General features: G+C 58.6%; 16 protein-coding genes. 5 read left to right on the forward strand and 11 right to left on the reverse strand.

Annotated elements, in window-relative coordinates; translation table 11 throughout:
- A partial coding sequence (locus KUL77_RS06795; protein WP_297144880.1) for an OmpA family protein occupies positions 1 to 1,064 on the reverse strand: 1,064 nt, incomplete at its 3' end.
- Positions 1,065 to 1,573: 509 nt separating this feature from the next.
- On the opposite strand from KUL77_RS06795, the gene KUL77_RS06800 reads away from it, so the two are divergent.
- Together KUL77_RS06800 and KUL77_RS06805 are read left to right on the forward strand one after the other, a co-directional pair.
- Positions 1,574 to 2,032 carry a cell wall hydrolase gene (locus tag KUL77_RS06800; protein WP_297144882.1) on the forward strand — a complete coding sequence of 153 codons (459 nt, stop codon included), beginning with the start codon at positions 1,574 to 1,576 and terminating at the stop codon, positions 2,030 to 2,032.
- 92 nt (positions 2,033 to 2,124) lie between these two features.
- Entirely contained in the window at positions 2,125 to 2,736 is a 612-nt protein-coding gene (locus KUL77_RS06805) for a glutathione S-transferase N-terminal domain-containing protein (RefSeq protein ID WP_297144982.1), read from the forward strand.
- A 60-nt stretch (positions 2,737 to 2,796) separates the two neighbouring features.
- Here the strand turns inward: KUL77_RS06805 and prpC are convergent, their stop codons facing one another.
- The 7 genes from prpC to KUL77_RS06840 form a co-directional block, all read right to left on the reverse strand.
- Positions 2,797 to 3,951, reverse strand: coding sequence for a 2-methylcitrate synthase (gene prpC, locus KUL77_RS06810; protein WP_297144885.1), 1,155 nt, complete (start codon positions 3,949 to 3,951; stop codon positions 2,797 to 2,799).
- 26 nt (positions 3,952 to 3,977) lie between these two features.
- Entirely contained in the window at positions 3,978 to 4,571 is a 594-nt protein-coding gene (locus KUL77_RS06815; RefSeq protein ID WP_297144887.1) for a DUF1003 domain-containing protein, read from the reverse strand.
- Between the two features lie 29 nt (positions 4,572 to 4,600).
- Positions 4,601 to 5,500: a methylisocitrate lyase gene (gene prpB, locus KUL77_RS06820; protein ID WP_297144985.1), complete on the reverse strand. Its 900-nt coding sequence runs from the start codon at positions 5,498 to 5,500 to the stop codon at positions 4,601 to 4,603.
- A 51-nt stretch (positions 5,501 to 5,551) separates the two neighbouring features.
- Complete coding sequence (locus KUL77_RS06825) at positions 5,552 to 6,757, reverse strand: sensor domain-containing diguanylate cyclase (protein WP_297144890.1); 1,206 nt, start codon at positions 6,755 to 6,757, stop codon at positions 5,552 to 5,554.
- Between the two features lie 104 nt (positions 6,758 to 6,861).
- Complete coding sequence (locus tag KUL77_RS06830) at positions 6,862 to 7,845, reverse strand: malate dehydrogenase (protein WP_297144892.1); 984 nt, start codon at positions 7,843 to 7,845, stop codon at positions 6,862 to 6,864.
- A 40-nt stretch (positions 7,846 to 7,885) separates the two neighbouring features.
- The gene (locus tag KUL77_RS06835; protein ID WP_297144895.1) at positions 7,886 to 9,088 is read right to left on the reverse strand and encodes a pyridoxal phosphate-dependent aminotransferase; all 1,203 of its coding nucleotides are present in this window, start codon (positions 9,086 to 9,088) and stop codon (positions 7,886 to 7,888) included.
- A 184-nt stretch (positions 9,089 to 9,272) separates the two neighbouring features.
- Entirely contained in the window at positions 9,273 to 9,767 is a 495-nt protein-coding gene (locus tag KUL77_RS06840) for a peptidylprolyl isomerase (protein WP_297144898.1), read from the reverse strand.
- A gap of 176 nt (positions 9,768 to 9,943) precedes the next feature.
- On the opposite strand from KUL77_RS06840, the gene typA reads away from it, so the two are divergent.
- The 3 genes from typA (at position 9,944) to KUL77_RS06855 (ending at position 13,940) form a co-directional block, all read left to right on the forward strand.
- The gene (typA, locus tag KUL77_RS06845; protein WP_297144901.1) at positions 9,944 to 11,791 is read left to right on the forward strand and encodes a translational GTPase TypA; all 1,848 of its coding nucleotides are present in this window, start codon (positions 9,944 to 9,946) and stop codon (positions 11,789 to 11,791) included.
- A gap of 3 nt (positions 11,792 to 11,794) precedes the next feature.
- The gene (locus KUL77_RS06850) at positions 11,795 to 12,262 is read left to right on the forward strand and encodes a DUF2127 domain-containing protein (RefSeq protein ID WP_297144904.1); all 468 of its coding nucleotides are present in this window, start codon (positions 11,795 to 11,797) and stop codon (positions 12,260 to 12,262) included.
- A gap of 61 nt (positions 12,263 to 12,323) precedes the next feature.
- Positions 12,324 to 13,940, forward strand: a complete 1,617-nt coding sequence (locus KUL77_RS06855; protein WP_297144907.1) for an amidase — start codon at positions 12,324 to 12,326, stop codon at positions 13,938 to 13,940.
- A 4-nt stretch (positions 13,941 to 13,944) separates the two neighbouring features.
- Here KUL77_RS06855 and KUL77_RS06860 read toward each other — a convergent pair whose 3' ends face one another.
- The 3 genes from KUL77_RS06860 to rplQ all read right to left on the reverse strand — a co-directional run bounded on the left by KUL77_RS06860 (position 13,945) and on the right by rplQ (position 16,400).
- The gene (locus KUL77_RS06860; RefSeq protein ID WP_297144909.1) at positions 13,945 to 15,345 is read right to left on the reverse strand and encodes a 3-deoxy-7-phosphoheptulonate synthase class II; all 1,401 of its coding nucleotides are present in this window, start codon (positions 15,343 to 15,345) and stop codon (positions 13,945 to 13,947) included.
- Between the two features lie 62 nt (positions 15,346 to 15,407).
- On the reverse strand, positions 15,408 to 15,926 hold the full coding sequence (locus tag KUL77_RS06865) for a disulfide bond formation protein B (protein WP_297144910.1): 519 nt from the start codon (positions 15,924 to 15,926) through the stop codon (positions 15,408 to 15,410).
- Between the two features lie 102 nt (positions 15,927 to 16,028).
- Positions 16,029 to 16,400, reverse strand: a complete 372-nt coding sequence (rplQ, locus tag KUL77_RS06870) for a 50S ribosomal protein L17 (protein ID WP_297144912.1) — start codon at positions 16,398 to 16,400, stop codon at positions 16,029 to 16,031.
- Between the last annotated feature and the right edge of the window lie 32 nt (positions 16,401 to 16,432).

The following is a 16,432-nucleotide window of genomic DNA, read 5'->3' on the forward strand; positions in this document are numbered from 1 at the left end:
CGGTTCTTCTCGCTCTTGCAGCCCGGGAACGCCTGGCCCATGTCTTCCAGCGGACGGCTCTCGCCGTAGCCGACCGGACCCGCCAGACGCGAGGCGTCGACGCCGTTGTTGACCAGGTAGTCGAACACCACGCGCGCACGCTTCTCGGAGAGCGTCTGGTTGTAGGTGTCCTTGCCGCACAGGTCGGTGTGGCCGGCGACCTCGACCTTCAGATCGGGATAGCGCTTCAGGATCTCGGCGGCCTCGTTCAGGATCGCGATCGCGTCCGGACGCAGGGTGGCCTTGTCGAAATCGAAGTTGACGCCCTTCAGGTCGATCGAGACCGGCACCGGGCAGCCGTCCGGACCGATGGTCTGGCCAGCCTGCGAGTTCGGGCACTTGTCGTTGCAGTTGTTGACGCCGTCACCGTCGTCATCCTGATCCGCACAGCTCTGCTGCGGGGCCGGAGCCGGAGCCGGAGCGACTGCCGCAACGGGTTCTGGGCCGAGAGCCGCTGTTAGACCCAGCGATACCAAGGTGTCAGCAAACTGATCTTGCTGGCTACCAATGCGCGCCTGCTGATCATCAAAATCCACACGCGTGCCAACTTCAGTGCGCAGATTTACGCGACCAAAGTCAAACTGCAGGCCCGCGCCCAAATTCACCGCCAGGTTGGAATCTTTGTGCTTGCCGGGGCTGTTCGGGCTCGGCGTTGCATTGAACTCCTCTTCATGACGCTGCCAACCCAAACCCGCACGCAGGTACGGCCAGAATTTGGAATCGGCATTACGGAAGTGGTAACGCGCATCCAGCGAAGCGCCGTACTGGGTCCACCACAGGTTGTTATTAATTTCCTTATGCATGTTCTGGTAGTTCAACTCCGTTTCTAGCGAAACGCGAGGGGTCAAGAACTTACCAAAACCAACCGTCCCGAATGGGCCATTTTCTGTCCCACGATCCGTGTCCTGAAGGTTGATACCAGCCGAACCGGTAACGAACCAACGATCATCAAACTCCTGGGCGGACGCGGCTTGCGCCAAACCCAGACCACCGATAAGGGCGGCGCAGAGGAGTTTCTTATTCATGTTTCAGCTCCTTGATTCAAATGTTTAAAGAAACAGTGACGCATCGCTTCCGCCACCAAAATATCCGCGCGCTCGCAAAAACTATCGGCAAGACGCGACGAAAGCGGGTTAACACTAACATAACGCCCCGTCATTGTGCAAAATCGGACACACTTTTCGCCAGCCCCCATTCAGATTCACAGCCCGGAATTTTGCGCAATTCCGATGCACAGCATATCACTGCAGCAACTGAACCCATCAAGTTCATCCGCCGTGCGCACAACAAGTCAAGATGCCCTTAGTCATACATTCATGCTTTATTCATAAAATCGGGTTTAAGGTGCGCCCACTTTCCGGCTTGACGGCTTCCACGCCGCTCGCCACACCGGCACGCTGACCGAACCCCTTTCTCACGGTACGGCGCGCCCGGGCAAAGGCCGCCATAGAGCAGCCGCCCTCCCCAGTACGCCATGACGCTCTCGTGCCTTCAACTACGCACGTGACGCCGCAACGGAGCAAGGAGTTCTTTTATGAAGTTAGCTTGGATTCTCTGGCTGTCGCATGTATTGCCGCAGCCGGCCGCAGACTCGCTCTGCCTATCCACCACGGTGTACCTAGAAGCACGCGATCAATCCGTGCTCGGCCAGCAAGCCGTTGCTGAAGTCGCCCTACGCCGCCGTGATAGCGGCCTGTGGGGGCACAATCTGTGCCAAGTGGTGACCGCGCGTAAACAGTTCGCACCCACTTTGGTATCGCCGCAAACACGGCTATCTAATATAGAAGCGTGGACCGAGGCTGTTTCGGTCTCCTTTGCTTCCGAACGCAACTGGGCCCTGCCTCGAAATAAGCGCAAGCTGGTTGTTCCCGGCGCCAGCCATTTTGCTGCACACGCAATCGCGAACCCCAGCTGGAATACGGCCGACCAGGTAGCCACCATTGGCGGCCATACCTTCTATAAGGTGCAAAGCCTGCGTCCACGCGGCAGTTAATGCACGCCGGTGGCACGCTGCGTTGCCGCCGTCATCATCGACGCTTTACTTGGAATGTTTGATAGTGACGTCCTTTCCAAGGAGGTCCTATGATCAAACTCTATACATCGCCAGGCGCTTGCTCCACCGCTGACCATATCGTTCTGCAATGGATCGGCAAGCCGTTTGAATTTGAAGTCGTCACGCGCGAACAGCGCGCGACACCGGAGTATCGCAGGCTCAACCCGGCGGGTGCGGTTCCGGCGCTGCAGGTAGGCGACTGGGTGCTCACCCAGAACGCTGCGATTTTGCACTATCTATTAGACACCTACCCCGACTGCGGCCTCTGCGGCGATGGCAGCCCACAAAGCCGTGCCGAGGTGAACCGCTGGCTCAGCATTGTGAATGCCGACGTACACCCGGCGTTCAAGCCGCTGTTCGGTGCAACGGCCTACTTAGAAGACGAAGCGGCTATTAAGAAGAGCCACGACAACGCGCGTGCGCAGCTGCGCACGTATTTTGAACGTGCTGATGCCCAGCTGGCAGGCAAAGACTGGATCACCGGCAGCCGCTCAGTAGCCGACCCATACTGGTTCATCGTCACCCAATGGGCGAAGAAGGTTGGCGTGGATCTGTCTGGCTTAGATAATCTTGCCCGCTTTGATGCGCATATGGCCGCCGATGCAGGCGTTCAAGCCGCGATGAAGGCCGAAGGGTTGATCTAATTCATCCCGTCTGCTGATACAAAAAGGCCGCGATGATCGCGGCCTTTTTGTTGATCGCGCTTAGCGCTTATCAATTGGCACGAACTTGCGGTCTTCTGGCCCGGTGTAATTCGCACTGGGGCGAATGATCTTGCCATCCACGCGCTGTTCGATGACGTGCGCACTCCAACCCGCCGTACGTGCCAATACAAACAGTGGCGTAAACATCGCCGTTGGCACGCCCATCATGTGGTAGCTCACCGCGCTGAACCAGTCGAGGTTCGGGAACATTTTTTTGATGTCCCACATCACCGACTCAAGGCGCTCGGCGATGTCGTACATCTTCATATTGCTCTGCCCTTCCGATAGGCGCTGCGCCTCTTCCTTGATCACCTTATTGCGTGGATCAGACACCGTATAGACCGGGTGGCCGAATCCGATAATGACCTCTTTGCGCTCCACACGCGCGCGGATATCGGCCTCGGCTTCGTCTGGCGTGTCGTAGCGCTTCTGAATTTCAAACGCTACCTCGTTCGCGCCACCATGTTTGGGGCCGCGCAGCGCGCCGATGCCACCGGTGATGCAGGAGTACATATCGCTGCCCGTACCTGCGATCACACGGCAAGTGAAGGTAGATGCATTGAACTCGTGTTCGGCGTACAGAATCAGCGAAGTGTGCATCGCCCGCACCCAGCTTTCACGCGGCTTCTCGCCGTGCAGCAAGTGCAAGAAGTGGCCACCGATGGAATCATCGTTGGTTTCCACATCAATGATGCGGCCGTTATGGCTGTAGTGGTACCAATACAGCAGCATCGAGCCAAGGCAGGCCATGAGCTTATCGGCGATATCGCGTGCACCAGGATAGTTATGGTCGTCTTTTTCAGGCGACACGCAACCCAGCACCGACACGCCGGTGCGCATCACATCCATCGGGTGCGCCGACGGCGGCAGCTCTTCCAGCGCCGACTTCACCGCCGCAGGGATACCGCGCAGCGACTTCAACTTTTCCTTATAGGCTTTGAGTTCGGCATGGGTGGGCAACTTGCCGTGCACCAGCAAATGCGCCACTTCTTCAAACTCACAGGTATTTGCGAGATCCAGAATGTCATAGCCGCGATAGTGCAAATCATTGCCGCTACGACCCACGGTGCATAGCTCGGTATTACCTGCCGCAGTGCCGCTTAGCGCGACGGATTTTTTCGGTTTGAAGCCAGGGGTTGCGGTTGACTCACTCATTGCATTCCTCCCAATCGTTTATTGATTTAAGTGCGTTGCGGATTGTTCTTTTCAGCCGTTTGTTCGGCAATCAGGCGTTGCAGCATTTCAATTTGACGATGCTGCAGCTCAACGAGCGTGACCCAATCCTGCTCGCGCAGCCGGTCAATTTTCGCGTGAATTTGCAGCACTTCCAGCTCGGCTTTGACGTTAACCTGATAGTCATTGCTCGCATTCAAGCGGTCGATGGCGGCTTGTCGGTTTTGGCTCATCATGATGATCGGTGCCTGCACCGCCGCCAAGCACGATAGAACCAAGTTCAACAAGATATAAGGATAGGGATCAAACGCTTTCACTAATAAGAACGTATTGACCACCATCCAAATCACCAACAGCACACCAAAGGTGATGATGAAGTTCCAGCTTCCTCCCACCTCAGCCACGCGGTCGGCAACGCGTTCACCAAACGAACGTGCTTCGCGAAACTCTTTTTCGATATTGCGTGCCACGCCGCGCCTTGCGATAAAGCGCTCAACGACGTGCCGCTCTTCGAGTGGCAAATCGTCCAGTTCTTTTTGCAAGTATTGCTGCGCCGTCTGGCGGCGATCCACTTTATGCGGCGTGACAAACGGTATCGACATGTCGGCGCTCGGCTAGAAAGACAGGCTCATCATGCCTTTTTATCGGCGAAGACACGATCAAGCTGTTGTTCGAAGGCGTGATAGCCAATCCGGTCGTACAGCTCTTCACGCGTCTGCATCGCCGCAACCACCGCCTGCTGATGGCCGTCGCGACGCACCGCTTCGTACACGTTTTCGGCCGCCTTATTGGCCGCGCGGAACGCCGACAATGGGAATAACTGAATCGCTACACCCGCGCTGGCCAGCTCGTCACGCGAGAACAGCGGGGTTTTCCCAAACTCGGTGATATTGGCCAGCACCGGCACCTTCACTGCATCCACAAAGCGGCGGTAGGTGGCAAGGTCGTATGCGGCTTCGGCGAAAATCCCGTCGGCACCGGCTTCCACGCAGGCCAGCGCACGTTCGATCGCAGCATCCACACCGTCCACTTGAATGGCGTCGGTGCGCGCAATAAGGAAGAAGTTGGGGTCGGTTTTGGCGTCGGCCGCAGCCTTCACGCGATCGGCCATTTCGCCCTGTGACACGATCTCTTTACCCGGCCGATGGCCGCAGCGCTTAGCGCCTACTTGATCCTCGATATGGCAAGCCGCCGCACCCGCTTTAATCAAGCTTTTAACCGTGCGCGCGATATTGAACGCGCTGGGGCCAAAGCCTGTGTCGATATCCACCAGCAGCGGCAGGTCGCAAACATCGGTGATCCGGCGCGTGTCGATCAGCACGTCTTCCAAAGTATTGATGCCAAGATCCGGCAGCCCCAGCGAACCGGCCGCCACACCACCGCCTGACAAGTAGATGGCGCGATACCCTGCGCGCTTGGCCAGCAAAGCGTGGTTGGCATTGATCGCACCAATCACCTGCAAGGGGGATTCTTCGGCAAGCGCAGCGCGAAACCGGGCGCCAGCAGTGGAAAGGCTCATGGAAGGCTCCAGCAAAAGAAGCTAGTTTAGCCGATGCGCCGCCTGCCCTTCAGCGCCGAGGCCCTACTCCATCAATCCACAGACGCGGTTGCGCCCAGACGACTTGGCCCGGTACATCGCTTCGTCGGCCGCCACCAGCAAGGCCGGCAACGTCATTTCCTTTCCGCCGCGTTCGGCCGCACCGATACTGACGGTCAAAACCTCATTGCCCTCTCCACATGCGTGCAGCAGCCTTGCCTGCTCCACACGCTCACGCACCGCTTCAGCCAGTGCGCAGGCTTCAACGATCGTGCAACGTGGTAGCGCCGCCACCAGTTCGTCACCGCCATAGCGCGCTGCGATGCCCACATGGCCAACAACTTCTTGCAGGGCATTCGCCACGCCGCACAATATGTCGTCGCCCACTTGATGGCCAAAACGATCATTCACGCTTTTGAATTCATCAATATCCATCCAGAGCATCGAAAACGGCTGATCTTCTTGCAGACATGCCGCAAACGCCTCGTTGACCTGCGCTTCGAACCGATGACGGTTGAATAGACCCGTCAGGGGATCACGCACAGCCAGCCGCTCTAACTCCTGCTGCAGGCGGTTGCGCTCGGTGACGTCTTGCCCAATCGCAATTGAGCCAACCACCCCGCCTTCGCTGAAAAAACGCCGCTGGTTCCAAGCAATGATTTTGTACTCACCATTACGACAGCACATGCGGGTTTCAAAACCTTCCACCTCCGCGCCTTCTTCAAGAATGGCGCGCACGCGTCCGGCGATCTCGTTGCGGTAGTGGGCATCCGGGTAGAGCAGCGTCCAAATATCAGCGCTACCTACGACTTCATCGCGTCGATAGCCACTGATCTGTTCTGCGGCTTTGTTCCATACCGTCACCCGCGCCTGCGCGTCGAGCACATTGATCCAAACATTGGCGTTATCAATGATGCTTTCGCGAAACTGATTGAGCAGATCCAAATCATCACGCAGTTTACGCTGATGCACCACCTGCGATGCCTCACTGCGCAGCAGCCGATACAGCACGGCGTACAGCAACAGCGCCGTTACTCCAACGTAGAACCAGCCCTTCCACGTTTGCAGCTGCGCGACCACGTTTGGGTCTGCGAACATGCTGTTCAGCACATTGTCCGAACCCAATATCCAAAGCGTCCCCAGAAATAAATAGACGAGCGCAATCAGCAGCGCCTTGTTGGCTGCAAGTTTCAAGAGCGCAGACGCGGCACGCTCCGCCGACTCCCCAAAGTTCGACTGCCGTTGATCCATTCGCGTACTTAACGCCTTTCGTGCGCATCGCGCAAGCGAAGCCGCGTATCCGCGCACAAAAAAGGCGGCCGAAGCCGCCCTTTTCGCTTAGTGCTCATGCGTACTTACAGCAAATGCGCCACGCCTGCGCGCTCCTCGATCAACTCGGCCAGCGTTTTGTTCATCGCTGTGCGGCTGAATTCATCGATCTCAAGGCCTTCCACGCGGGTGTATTCACCGTTGGCGGTGGTCACCGGCACACCATAGATGATGCCTTCCGGGATGCCATAGCTGCCGTCCGAAGGAACGCCCATGGTGACCCATTTGCCGTTAGTGCCCAGCACCCAGTCGCGCATGTGGCAAATCGCGGCATTGGCCGCCGAGGCCGCCGACGACAGGCCGCGGGCTTCGATGATCGCCGCGCCGCGCTTGCCCACTACCGGGATGAAGGTATTGGCGTTCCAATCGGCGTCGTTGATCTTGTCCTTCAGCGACACACCGTTGGCGGTGGCGAAGCGATAGTCCGGGTACATGGTTGGGCTGTGGTTGCCCCACACGGCGAGCTTATCGATATCACCCACAGCCACACCGGCCTTGGTCGCCAGCTGCGACAGCGCGCGGTTGTGGTCAAGGCGCAGCATCGCGGTGAAATTCTTGGCCGGAAGGCTCGGCGCAGACTTCATCGCAATGTAGGCATTGGTATTGGCGGGGTTACCGACCACCAGTACCTTGACGTTGCGGCTAGCCACCTTGTTCAGCGCGGCGCCCTGGGCGGTGAAGATCTTGGCGTTCTCCAGCAGCAGGTCCTTGCGCTCCATGCCCGGGCCGCGCGGACGCGCGCCGACCAGCAGGGCGTAGTCGGCGTCCTTGAACGCGACTTCGGCATCATCGGTGCCCACCATGCCCGCCAGCAGCGGGAACGCGCAGTCATCCAACTCCATCATCACGCCTTTGAGCGCGGCCTGGGCTTTTTCAATCGGCAGTTCCAGCATCTGCAGGATCACCGGCTGGTCTTTGCCGAGCATTTCACCAGACGCAATACGGAACAACAGCGCATAGCCAATATGGCCAGCGGCGCCGGTTACAGCAACTCGTACGGGGGCTTTCATCGTTTTGTCTCCTAAAAGGCGGGCCACGGCCCGCCACTCATCAATTTAATTCGGCAAAAAATTCTTGGATACGCGCAAGGCCCGGTGCCAACTGTGGCGTGGGGCAGGTGTAGCTGATGCGCAGCGCCTTAGGTTCACCGAAAGCCGAACCCGGCACGCAAGCCACGCCCTTGGCTTCTAGCAGCAAGCTGCAGAAATCCACATCGTTTTCGATCTTCTTGCCGTTATGCGATTTTCCAAACGCGCAGCTCACATCGGGAAACACATAAAACGCCCCCTGCGGCCGTGGGCAGACCACGCCCGGAATGGCGTTCATGGCACCCATCACGATGTCACGCTTCGCTTGGAACTCGGCGCATTTTTCTGTTGGGACGTCTTGCGGGCCGCTCAGCGCGGCGATTGCAGCGGCAGTGACCACTTCCGGCAAACCGGTGATGTGGTTGGAGTTCAGCGTTGTTGCGGCTTTCGCCACCGACTCAGGCCCCACAAGGAAGCCCACGCGCCAACCCGGCATGCCATAGGTCTTGGATAGCGAATCCACAAACACGGTACGCTCGCGCAGCTCAGGGCGGAACTGCACAAAATTGGTGTACTTCAGACCATCAAACAGCATGCGGTTGTAGATATCATCCGTGATGATCCACGTTTCCGGATGCTTCACCAGCACCTCGGCCAGCGCAGCGATTTCTTCGCCGGTATACACCATGCCCGTGGGGTTCGATGGATTATTGAACAGGAACACCTTCGGCTTGTGCTGGCTCAGCGCCGCGTCCAGCTGGGCGGGGGTGAGCTTGTAATTTTGCGAAGCTGGGCACGGCAGCTCTACCGCCGTGGCATTGAGGATCTCCGCAATGTCCATATAGGTGGTCCAGTACGGTGCCGGGAACATGATCACATCGCCTTCGTCGAGCAAGGCTTCGCCCAAGTTGTAAAGAATGTGCTTCGCACCAATACCGGTAGAGCAATTCGCACGGCCATAGCCGGTAAGCCCCAATTTTTCGATGTGCTGTAAGAACGCATCCAACAGTGCATCGGTACCACGGTTGCTGCCGTATTGGCCGCTGTCTTTGGCCAGCGCATCGCGCGCTGCGGCATAGACATGCTCACCGGGTAGAAAATTAGGAACACCGATCGAGAAACTGATAATGTCTCGACCATCAGCCTTCAGGCGCTTGGCCTTATCGGCAATTTGCATGATGACGCTGGGCTTGGCGCGACTCATGCGCTGAGCGAGTTGAGGCATCGTAGGGGAACCTCTTAAGTAGGCCGCAATTCGCGGCGTGGATTGACGTGGGAGAAACCTCTTGGATGTTAGCACAAGCCTCGCCACCGTTAAGGCACAAGGTTTTCATCCATAAAAGCTCTGTTGAAAAACACGAAGAGCGGCACACTGGCCGCTCTTCGTTGGATGCTTCACTTCGGCACGATCAAGCCGCCAGAATTTTGTTCCATTCGGCCACGCGATCGGCCTTGGCGGCCAGCGCTGCTTCGGCGTCGCCTTCGATCTTGACCGACTTGATCGCATCGCCCTGCTGCACGGCATCGACCACGTCGAGACCTTCCACCACCTTGCCAAACACGGTGTGCTTGCCATTCAGCCATTCACAGGGCACATGGGTGATGAAGAACTGACTGCCGTTGGTGTTCGGGCCTGCGTTGGCCATCGACAACACACCACGCTCGTGCGGCACGCCATTATTAGCTTCATCTTCGAACCGGTAGCCGGGGCCACCACGGCCGGAACCTTCCGGACAGCCGCCCTGGATCATGAAATTTGCAATGACGCGGTGAAAGTTCAGGCCATCGTAAAAGCCGCGCTGCGCCAAATTCACGAAGTTAGCCACGGTCAACGGGGCCTTCTCCTGATGCAGTTCAACTTTGATCTGGCCACGGTCAGTATCGAAAACGGCGAGCAGGGACATACGGGATTCCTAATACGAAAGGGATTTCTGAACCGAGGATATGGTGTCGTCCTCCTCCAGAAACAAGAGCCCGCAGCATTTTTCTGAAACCGCTATAATGATCGGCTTCCTCCACTGAAATCCACGCGCCCGGCCGACTCGGCCACCGAGGTGCGGCTTGCACGGGCCCGTTTCATATGTCCATCGAAAAACTCCGCAATATCGCCATCGTCGCCCACGTTGACCATGGCAAAACCACCCTCGTCGATCAGCTGCTCAAGCAGTCCGGCACCTTCGACGAGCGTGCCCAAGTGGCCGAACGCGTCATGGACAGCGGTGATATTGAAAAAGAACGCGGCATTACCATTCTGTCGAAGAACACCGCGATCCGCTGGACCAACCCCAAGACCGGCGAAACCTGGCGCATCAATATCGTAGACACCCCCGGACACGCCGACTTCGGCGGCGAGGTGGAGCGCGTGCTCTCGATGGTGGACTCGGTGCTGATCCTCGTGGACGCGATGGACGGCCCCATGCCGCAGACCCGCTTCGTGACGCAAAAAGCGTTCGCGATGGGCTTCAAACCGATTGTGGTCATCAACAAAGTAGACCGCCCCGGTGCGCGCCCGAGTTGGGTGCTGGATCAAACCTTTGACCTGTTCGACCGCCTTGGCGCAAACGACGAACAGCTCGATTTCACCACCGTGTATGCCAGCGGCCTGCAGGGCTTTGCCGGGATGGACGAAAGCGTGCGCAGCGGCGATATGACCCCGCTGTTTGAAGCCATTTGTGAACACGTCCCCGCCCCGCCGGTGGACCCGGATGGCCCGTTCCAAATGCGCGTCACCTCGCTGGACTACAACAACTACGTCGGCGTCATTGGTGTTGGCCGCATCCAGCGCGGCAAGGTCAAGCCCAACCAGCAGGTAACGGTGATCGCCGCTGACGGCAAGACCCGCAACGCCAAAGTGCTGCAGGTGCTGGGCTTCATGGGGCTGGAGCGCATCGAAGTGCAGGACGCGTCGGCGGGCGACATCATCGCGTTCTCGGGGATCGAAGGCATCGGCATTTCCGATACCCTGTGCGACCCGTCTGCGGTTGAGCAACTGCCAGTGCTTGCCGTGGATGAACCCACCATCAGCATGACCTTCCAAGTGAACGACTCGCCGTTTGCTGGGGTGAAAGAACGCAGCGGCGGCAAGTTCCTCACCAGCCGTCAGCTGCGCGACCGCCTCACCCGCGAAACCCAGCACAACGTGGCGCTGCGCGTGGAAGACACCGCTGATGCCGACAAATTCAAAGTCAGCGGGCGCGGCGAATTGCACCTGTCTATTTTGATTGAAACCATGCGCCGCGAAGGTTACGAGCTTGCCGTGTCGCGTCCGGAAGTCATCATCAAGCCCATCGACGGCGTGCTCTCCGAGCCGTATGAAGCCCTCGTGGTAGATATGGACGACCAGTACCAAGGCGGCGTGATGGGCCGCTTGGGCGAGCGCAAAGCGCTGCTGCAGAACATGGAACCCGACGGCAAGGGCCGCGTGCGCTTGGACTACATCATCCCGGCGCGCGGTCTAATTGGCTTCCAAACCGAATTCAAAACCCTCACCGCCGGCACCGGCCTACTGTTCCACGTCTTCGATCACTACGCCGCCAAAACCGAGGGCAGCATCGGTCAGCGTTCGAACGGTGTGCTGATCTCCAACGGCACCGGCAGCTCACCCGCCTATGCACAGATCGCCATGCAAGAGCGCGGCCGTCTGTTTATTGAGCCGGGTGAAGAAATCTATGAAGGCCAAGTGGTGGGTATTCACAGCAAGGACAACGACCTTACCGTGAACGCGCTACGCGGCAAGCAGCTCACCAACTTCCGCGCCGCCGGTAAGGATGACGACGAAGGTCTGATTCCGCCGATCAAGTTCTCACTGGAGCAGGCACTGGAATTCATCGACGACGACGAATTAGTAGAAGTCACCCCGAAGCAAATTCGCCTGCGTAAAAAATTCCGCACCGAGATTGACCGCAAGCGTGCCAGCCGCGCGGCCTAAACCGTGATCGTGAAGCACTACAACCCGGATCCGCACGCGCATCCGGGTTTACATGCCATCGCGCTGGTTGAACTTGGCAAAGGCGGCCTCGCACTGCTGGCCGCCAGTGGGCTGGAACTACTCGGCCCCGCTCCACTGCGGCGCTGGGTGCACGCCTTAATCGATACGTTTCACCTTGACCCTAACCACGGCGCCGCCGCGTGGTTATCGAATGCCATCAACCCCGACGGCGTGCACATCGCCGCCCTACTCGCTGCGCTCTATGGCGTGATGCATCTACTCGAAGGCTGGGGCCTGTGGTACGCCAAGGCTTGGGCTTCGTGGCTGGGCTGCATCACCGTCATGCTTTATTTGCCTTTTGATTTATACGCACTCGCCAAGCACCCAGGCTGGCTCTCGGTCATTGCCGTTGCCATCAACGTACTCGTCCTTTGGGTACTCGCGCGCGACCTCATCAAGCGCCGTAAATAATTTTATTTGCATCTACTCCCACATCTGGAGATGCTAAGGCATCTTGAGGGGAGTCTTTCTGATGCGCTATTTGCCGCTTGCTGTCGCTGTGTCCATGCTCTTGCTTGCGGCATGCCAACCCAGTCAATCGCCCCCCGTAACGCAGGCGCAAACAGCAAGCAAACCGGCCTCTGATTTCACGTTTGCAGAAGCCAGCGTTGCTGATCTGCAGAGGCAAATGGCCGCAGGCACACTCAGCAGCCATACGCTCACCTCCGCCTACCTTGACCGCATCGCCGCCATCGATCGTAGCGGCCCCACGCTCCATTCGGTACTCACTACGAATCCCAACGCACTCGAAGAGGCCGACGCCTTGGACGCCGAACGTAAGGCGGGCACTGTGCGGGGGCCACTCCACGGCATTCCGGTTCTCATTAAAGACAATATCGACGCCACGCCGATGGCCAACACGGCTGGCTCGTTAGCCCTTGCAGACTACCACCCCAAGAACGACGCCTTTTTGATTCAAAAACTACGCGCAGCTGGCGCCGTGATTTTAGGCAAAACCAATCTTTCTGAATGGGCCAACTTCCGCTCCAGCCGCTCCATCTCCGGTTGGAGCGCCGTCGGCGGGCAGACCAAAAACCCCTACGCGCTTGATCGCAACCCCTGCGGCTCCAGCGCAGGCACCGGCACCGCGATCGCAGCCAATCTCGCCGCTGTAGGCGTTGGCACCGAGACCGACGGCAGTATTATCTGCCCCTCCTCAGTAGCAGGCCTCGTTGGCCTGAAACCCACCGTTGGGCTGGTCAGCCGTAGCGGCATCATCCCCATTTCCATCTCGCAAGACACCGCCGGCCCAATGACGCGCAGCGTGGCCGATGCCGCCGCCCTACTCACCGCCATGGCCGCGCCCGACCCACAAGATCCAGCCTCTAGCGAACGTAAAAATACGGCGGCGATCGACTATACCCAGCATCTCAAAGCCAACGCGCTCAAAGGCGCACGCATCGGCGTTGTACGCCAGCTGATGGGCTATCGCCCCGAAGTCAACCGGTTGATGGAAGACGCCATCGTCAAGCTAAAAGCCGCCGGCGCCACCGTGGTGGACGCGGAGATCCCCACGCTTGGCCAGTGGGGCGAGGCCGAATACACGATGCTGCAATACGAGCTCAAAGACGGCTTGCAGCGCTACCTCGTCGCGGGCAACGCGCCTTATCGCTCGCTGTCCGAGATCATTGCCTTCAATAAGCGCAATGCCGACGCCGAGATGCCGTTGTTCGGGCAAGAAGTGTTCGAACAAGCCAATGCACTCGGCCCACTCAGCACGCCCGAATATATCACCTTGCGCGACAAGGTGCGCCGCCTCGCTGGGCCTGAAGGCATCGATGTCGCCCTGCACAAGCAGCAGCTCGATGCACTGGTTGCGCCCGCCACTGCGCCTGCGTGGCCCACCGATCCGGTCAACGGCGACCATTACGCCGCCGGTGGCTACGGCGCTGCCTCCGCTGCACGCTATCCCAGCCTCACCGTCCCCATGGGCGATGTCCACGGCCTGCCCGTAGGGCTCGTGCTGATGGGTACCGCGTGGAGCGAGCCGCGCCTCATTGAACTTGGCTACGCGTTTGAACAAGCGACCCATGCACGGAAGCCACCGCAGCTTCTACCTACGGTGGCTCCCAGTAAGGACGCGCACTAGCGGATTAAGCGTCGATCACACCGCGCTTTTTCACAATCAGCATCGCAATTTCCAGCGACTGCTCGTAGTTAAGGCGCGGGTCCACCGTGGTGCGGTAAGCGCGCTGCAAGTCCAGTTCGGTGAGCGCACGCGCGCCGCCGAGGCATTCGGTCACGTTCTCGCCGGTCATTTCCAGATGCACGCCACCAAGCCGCGTTCCGGCCACTTGGTGAATATCGAACGCTTGTTCGATCTCGCTACGGATATTGGCGAAACGGCGGGTCTTGTAACCGTTGCTGGTGGACTCGGTATTGCCGTGCATGGCATCGCAAATCCATAGCACACGGCGGCCTTCGCGCTTCACCGCCTCCAGAAGCGCCGGTAGCTTCGCGGCAATCTGATCCGCGCCCATGCGGTGGATCAGGCCCAAACGCCCAGGTTCATCATTCGGATTCAGCGCATCGATCACGCGCAACAATTGATCCGGCGTGACCGACGGCCCCACCTTGACCGCAATCGGGTTATTGATCCCGCGGAAGTATTCCAGATGCGCGCCGTTCAAATCAGCCGTGCGCATGCCAATCCACGGAAAGTGGGTGGAAAGATTGAACCAGCCATCCGCGCGCGGCACCTGCCGGGTCTGTGCTTCTTCATACGGAAGCAGCAGCGCTTCGTGCGAGGTGTAGAAGCTGACGCGGCTTAAGCTCTGCATCTTGCGACCCACCAAAATTTCAGTGAACCGCACGGCATCGCCAATGCCCGACACCATCTTCTGATATTCGGCCGCATCCGGCGATTGATCCACCCAGCCGAGCCCCCAAAATTCAGGGTGATGCAAGTCGGCAAAACCGCCGTCGACCAGCGAGCGCACAAAGTTCATCGTCATTGCCGAACGTGCGTGTGCTTTGATCATCCGGCGCGGGTCAGGAGTGCGCGCCTGCGCCGTGAACTCGGGGCTATTGACGATATCGCCGCGATAGCTCGGCAGCGTGACATCCCCCTTGGTCTCTGTGTCGGCCGAACGCGGCTTGGCATATTGCCCCGCAAAGCGGCCCACACGCACCACCGGAAGCTTTAAGCCGTGCACCAGCACAAGGCTCATCTGCAGGAGCACTTTCAAACGGTTGGTGATCGTTTCCGAATTGCACTCGGCAAAGGTTTCTGCACAGTCACCCCCCTGCAGCAAGAAGCGCTTGCCTTCCTGCGCCTCCGCCAACTGCTCTTTCAGCGACAAAATTTCGCGCGAGGTTACCAGCGGCGGTAATGCGCGCAATTCGTCCTGCGCCGCCGCAAGCGCTTCGGCATCGGGATAGGTGGGTAGCTGCAGCGCAGGCTTGCTGCGCCAGCTTGAAGGCGTCCAGCCGCCGGTTGCTGAAGTAGTGTCAATCGTGGTGGAAACAGCGGGAACGGCGGAGACTGCGGACATATCAAAGCTTCACGAGAGTTGCTGCATTGCATCATCCCGCGCACGTGCGCCGCGCGCAACCGTTACTTCCGGAACAAATGAGAATGACGAGGAAGGAACCCAGCATAAAGGGCACCAGCCCCCAGCAACACAAACCAGATCAGCGCCCACATCGGCATGGACAGCCCTAAAAACTGCCAGTCGATATTGCTGCAATCTCCGGTAGCCTGCAGCACGCGCTTGGCTGCACCTAACCACGAATGCTGCTCTACGATAAAGTTAAGCCCAGGCCCGCAACTCGGAAGCTCTGGCGGGTACAGCTGCACCCAGCTATGCCGCCCGGCGTAGCCCACGCCCGCCAATGCTGGAATCAATGCCGCAAAACCCCAGACCTTACGCGCGCCAGCAGAGCGTGGCGATAGCATCCCCCCCAGCAAAAATACAAACCCCAACGCAGCAAAGCAGATACGCTGGAAAATACAGAACGGGCAAGGCTGAATACCCAACTGAAACTGCACAAAGAGTGCATAGCACAGTAAGGCAGCACACGCGAAACAGCCAAACAGGAACTGCTGACGAAACGACCAACGAAACGGATTCATGCCTACGCCTTACGGTTATCTTGGTGATTATGCGTCAGCTGCGCCCAAAACAAAAACCCCGGGTTTTACGTCCGGGGTTTTTGCATTCAACCTAAGTTGAAATTATTCAGCAGCTTGCGGGCGATCGACCAGTTCCACATAGGCCATCGGCGCATTGTCGCCAGCGCGGAAACCGCACTTCAGCAGGCGCAGGTAACCACCCGGACGCTGCGCATAGCGCGGGCCGAGCACGGTGAACAGTGTGCCCACGGCTTCCTTGTCACGCAGACGCGAGAAAGCCAGGCGACGGTTTGCCACGCTGTCCACCTTGGCGAGGGTGATCAGCGGCTCCACCACGCCGCGCAGCTCTTTCGCTTTCGGCAGGGTGGTACGGATGAGTTCGTGCTTGATGATCGAAGCCGCCATGTTCGAGAACATCGCATGACGATGCGCGCTAGTGCGGTTGAACTTGCGACCGGATTTCTGATGACGCATTGGGATAAGTCCTATAAAAGATTAAAACGATT

The organism is Thermomonas sp., assembly GCF_019104945.1.
Lineage (GTDB): Bacteria > Pseudomonadota > Gammaproteobacteria > Xanthomonadales > Xanthomonadaceae > Thermomonas.

Coding starts and splice junctions, on each gene's coding strand:
- KUL77_RS06800 (WP_297144882.1), top strand. CDS start 1,574: ATGAAGTTAGCTTGGATTCTCTGGCTGTCGCATGTATTGCCGCAGCCG.
- prpC (WP_297144885.1), bottom strand. CDS start 3,951: ATGAGTGAGTCAACCGCAACCCCTGGCTTCAAACCGAAAAAATCCGTC.
- KUL77_RS06815 (WP_297144887.1), bottom strand. CDS start 4,571: ATGTCGATACCGTTTGTCACGCCGCATAAAGTGGATCGCCGCCAGACG.
- KUL77_RS06825 (WP_297144890.1), bottom strand. CDS start 6,757: ATGGATCAACGGCAGTCGAACTTTGGGGAGTCGGCGGAGCGTGCCGCG.
- KUL77_RS06830 (WP_297144892.1), bottom strand. CDS start 7,845: ATGAAAGCCCCCGTACGAGTTGCTGTAACCGGCGCCGCTGGCCATATT.
- KUL77_RS06835 (WP_297144895.1), bottom strand. CDS start 9,088: ATGCCTCAACTCGCTCAGCGCATGAGTCGCGCCAAGCCCAGCGTCATC.
- KUL77_RS06840 (WP_297144898.1), bottom strand. CDS start 9,767: ATGTCCCTGCTCGCCGTTTTCGATACTGACCGTGGCCAGATCAAAGTT.
- typA (WP_297144901.1), top strand. CDS start 9,944: ATGTCCATCGAAAAACTCCGCAATATCGCCATCGTCGCCCACGTTGAC.
- KUL77_RS06855 (WP_297144907.1), top strand. CDS start 12,324: ATGCGCTATTTGCCGCTTGCTGTCGCTGTGTCCATGCTCTTGCTTGCG.
- KUL77_RS06860 (WP_297144909.1), bottom strand. CDS start 15,345: ATGTCCGCAGTCTCCGCCGTTCCCGCTGTTTCCACCACGATTGACACT.
- KUL77_RS06865 (WP_297144910.1), bottom strand. CDS start 15,926: ATGAATCCGTTTCGTTGGTCGTTTCGTCAGCAGTTCCTGTTTGGCTGT.
- rplQ (WP_297144912.1), bottom strand. CDS start 16,400: ATGCGTCATCAGAAATCCGGTCGCAAGTTCAACCGCACTAGCGCGCAT.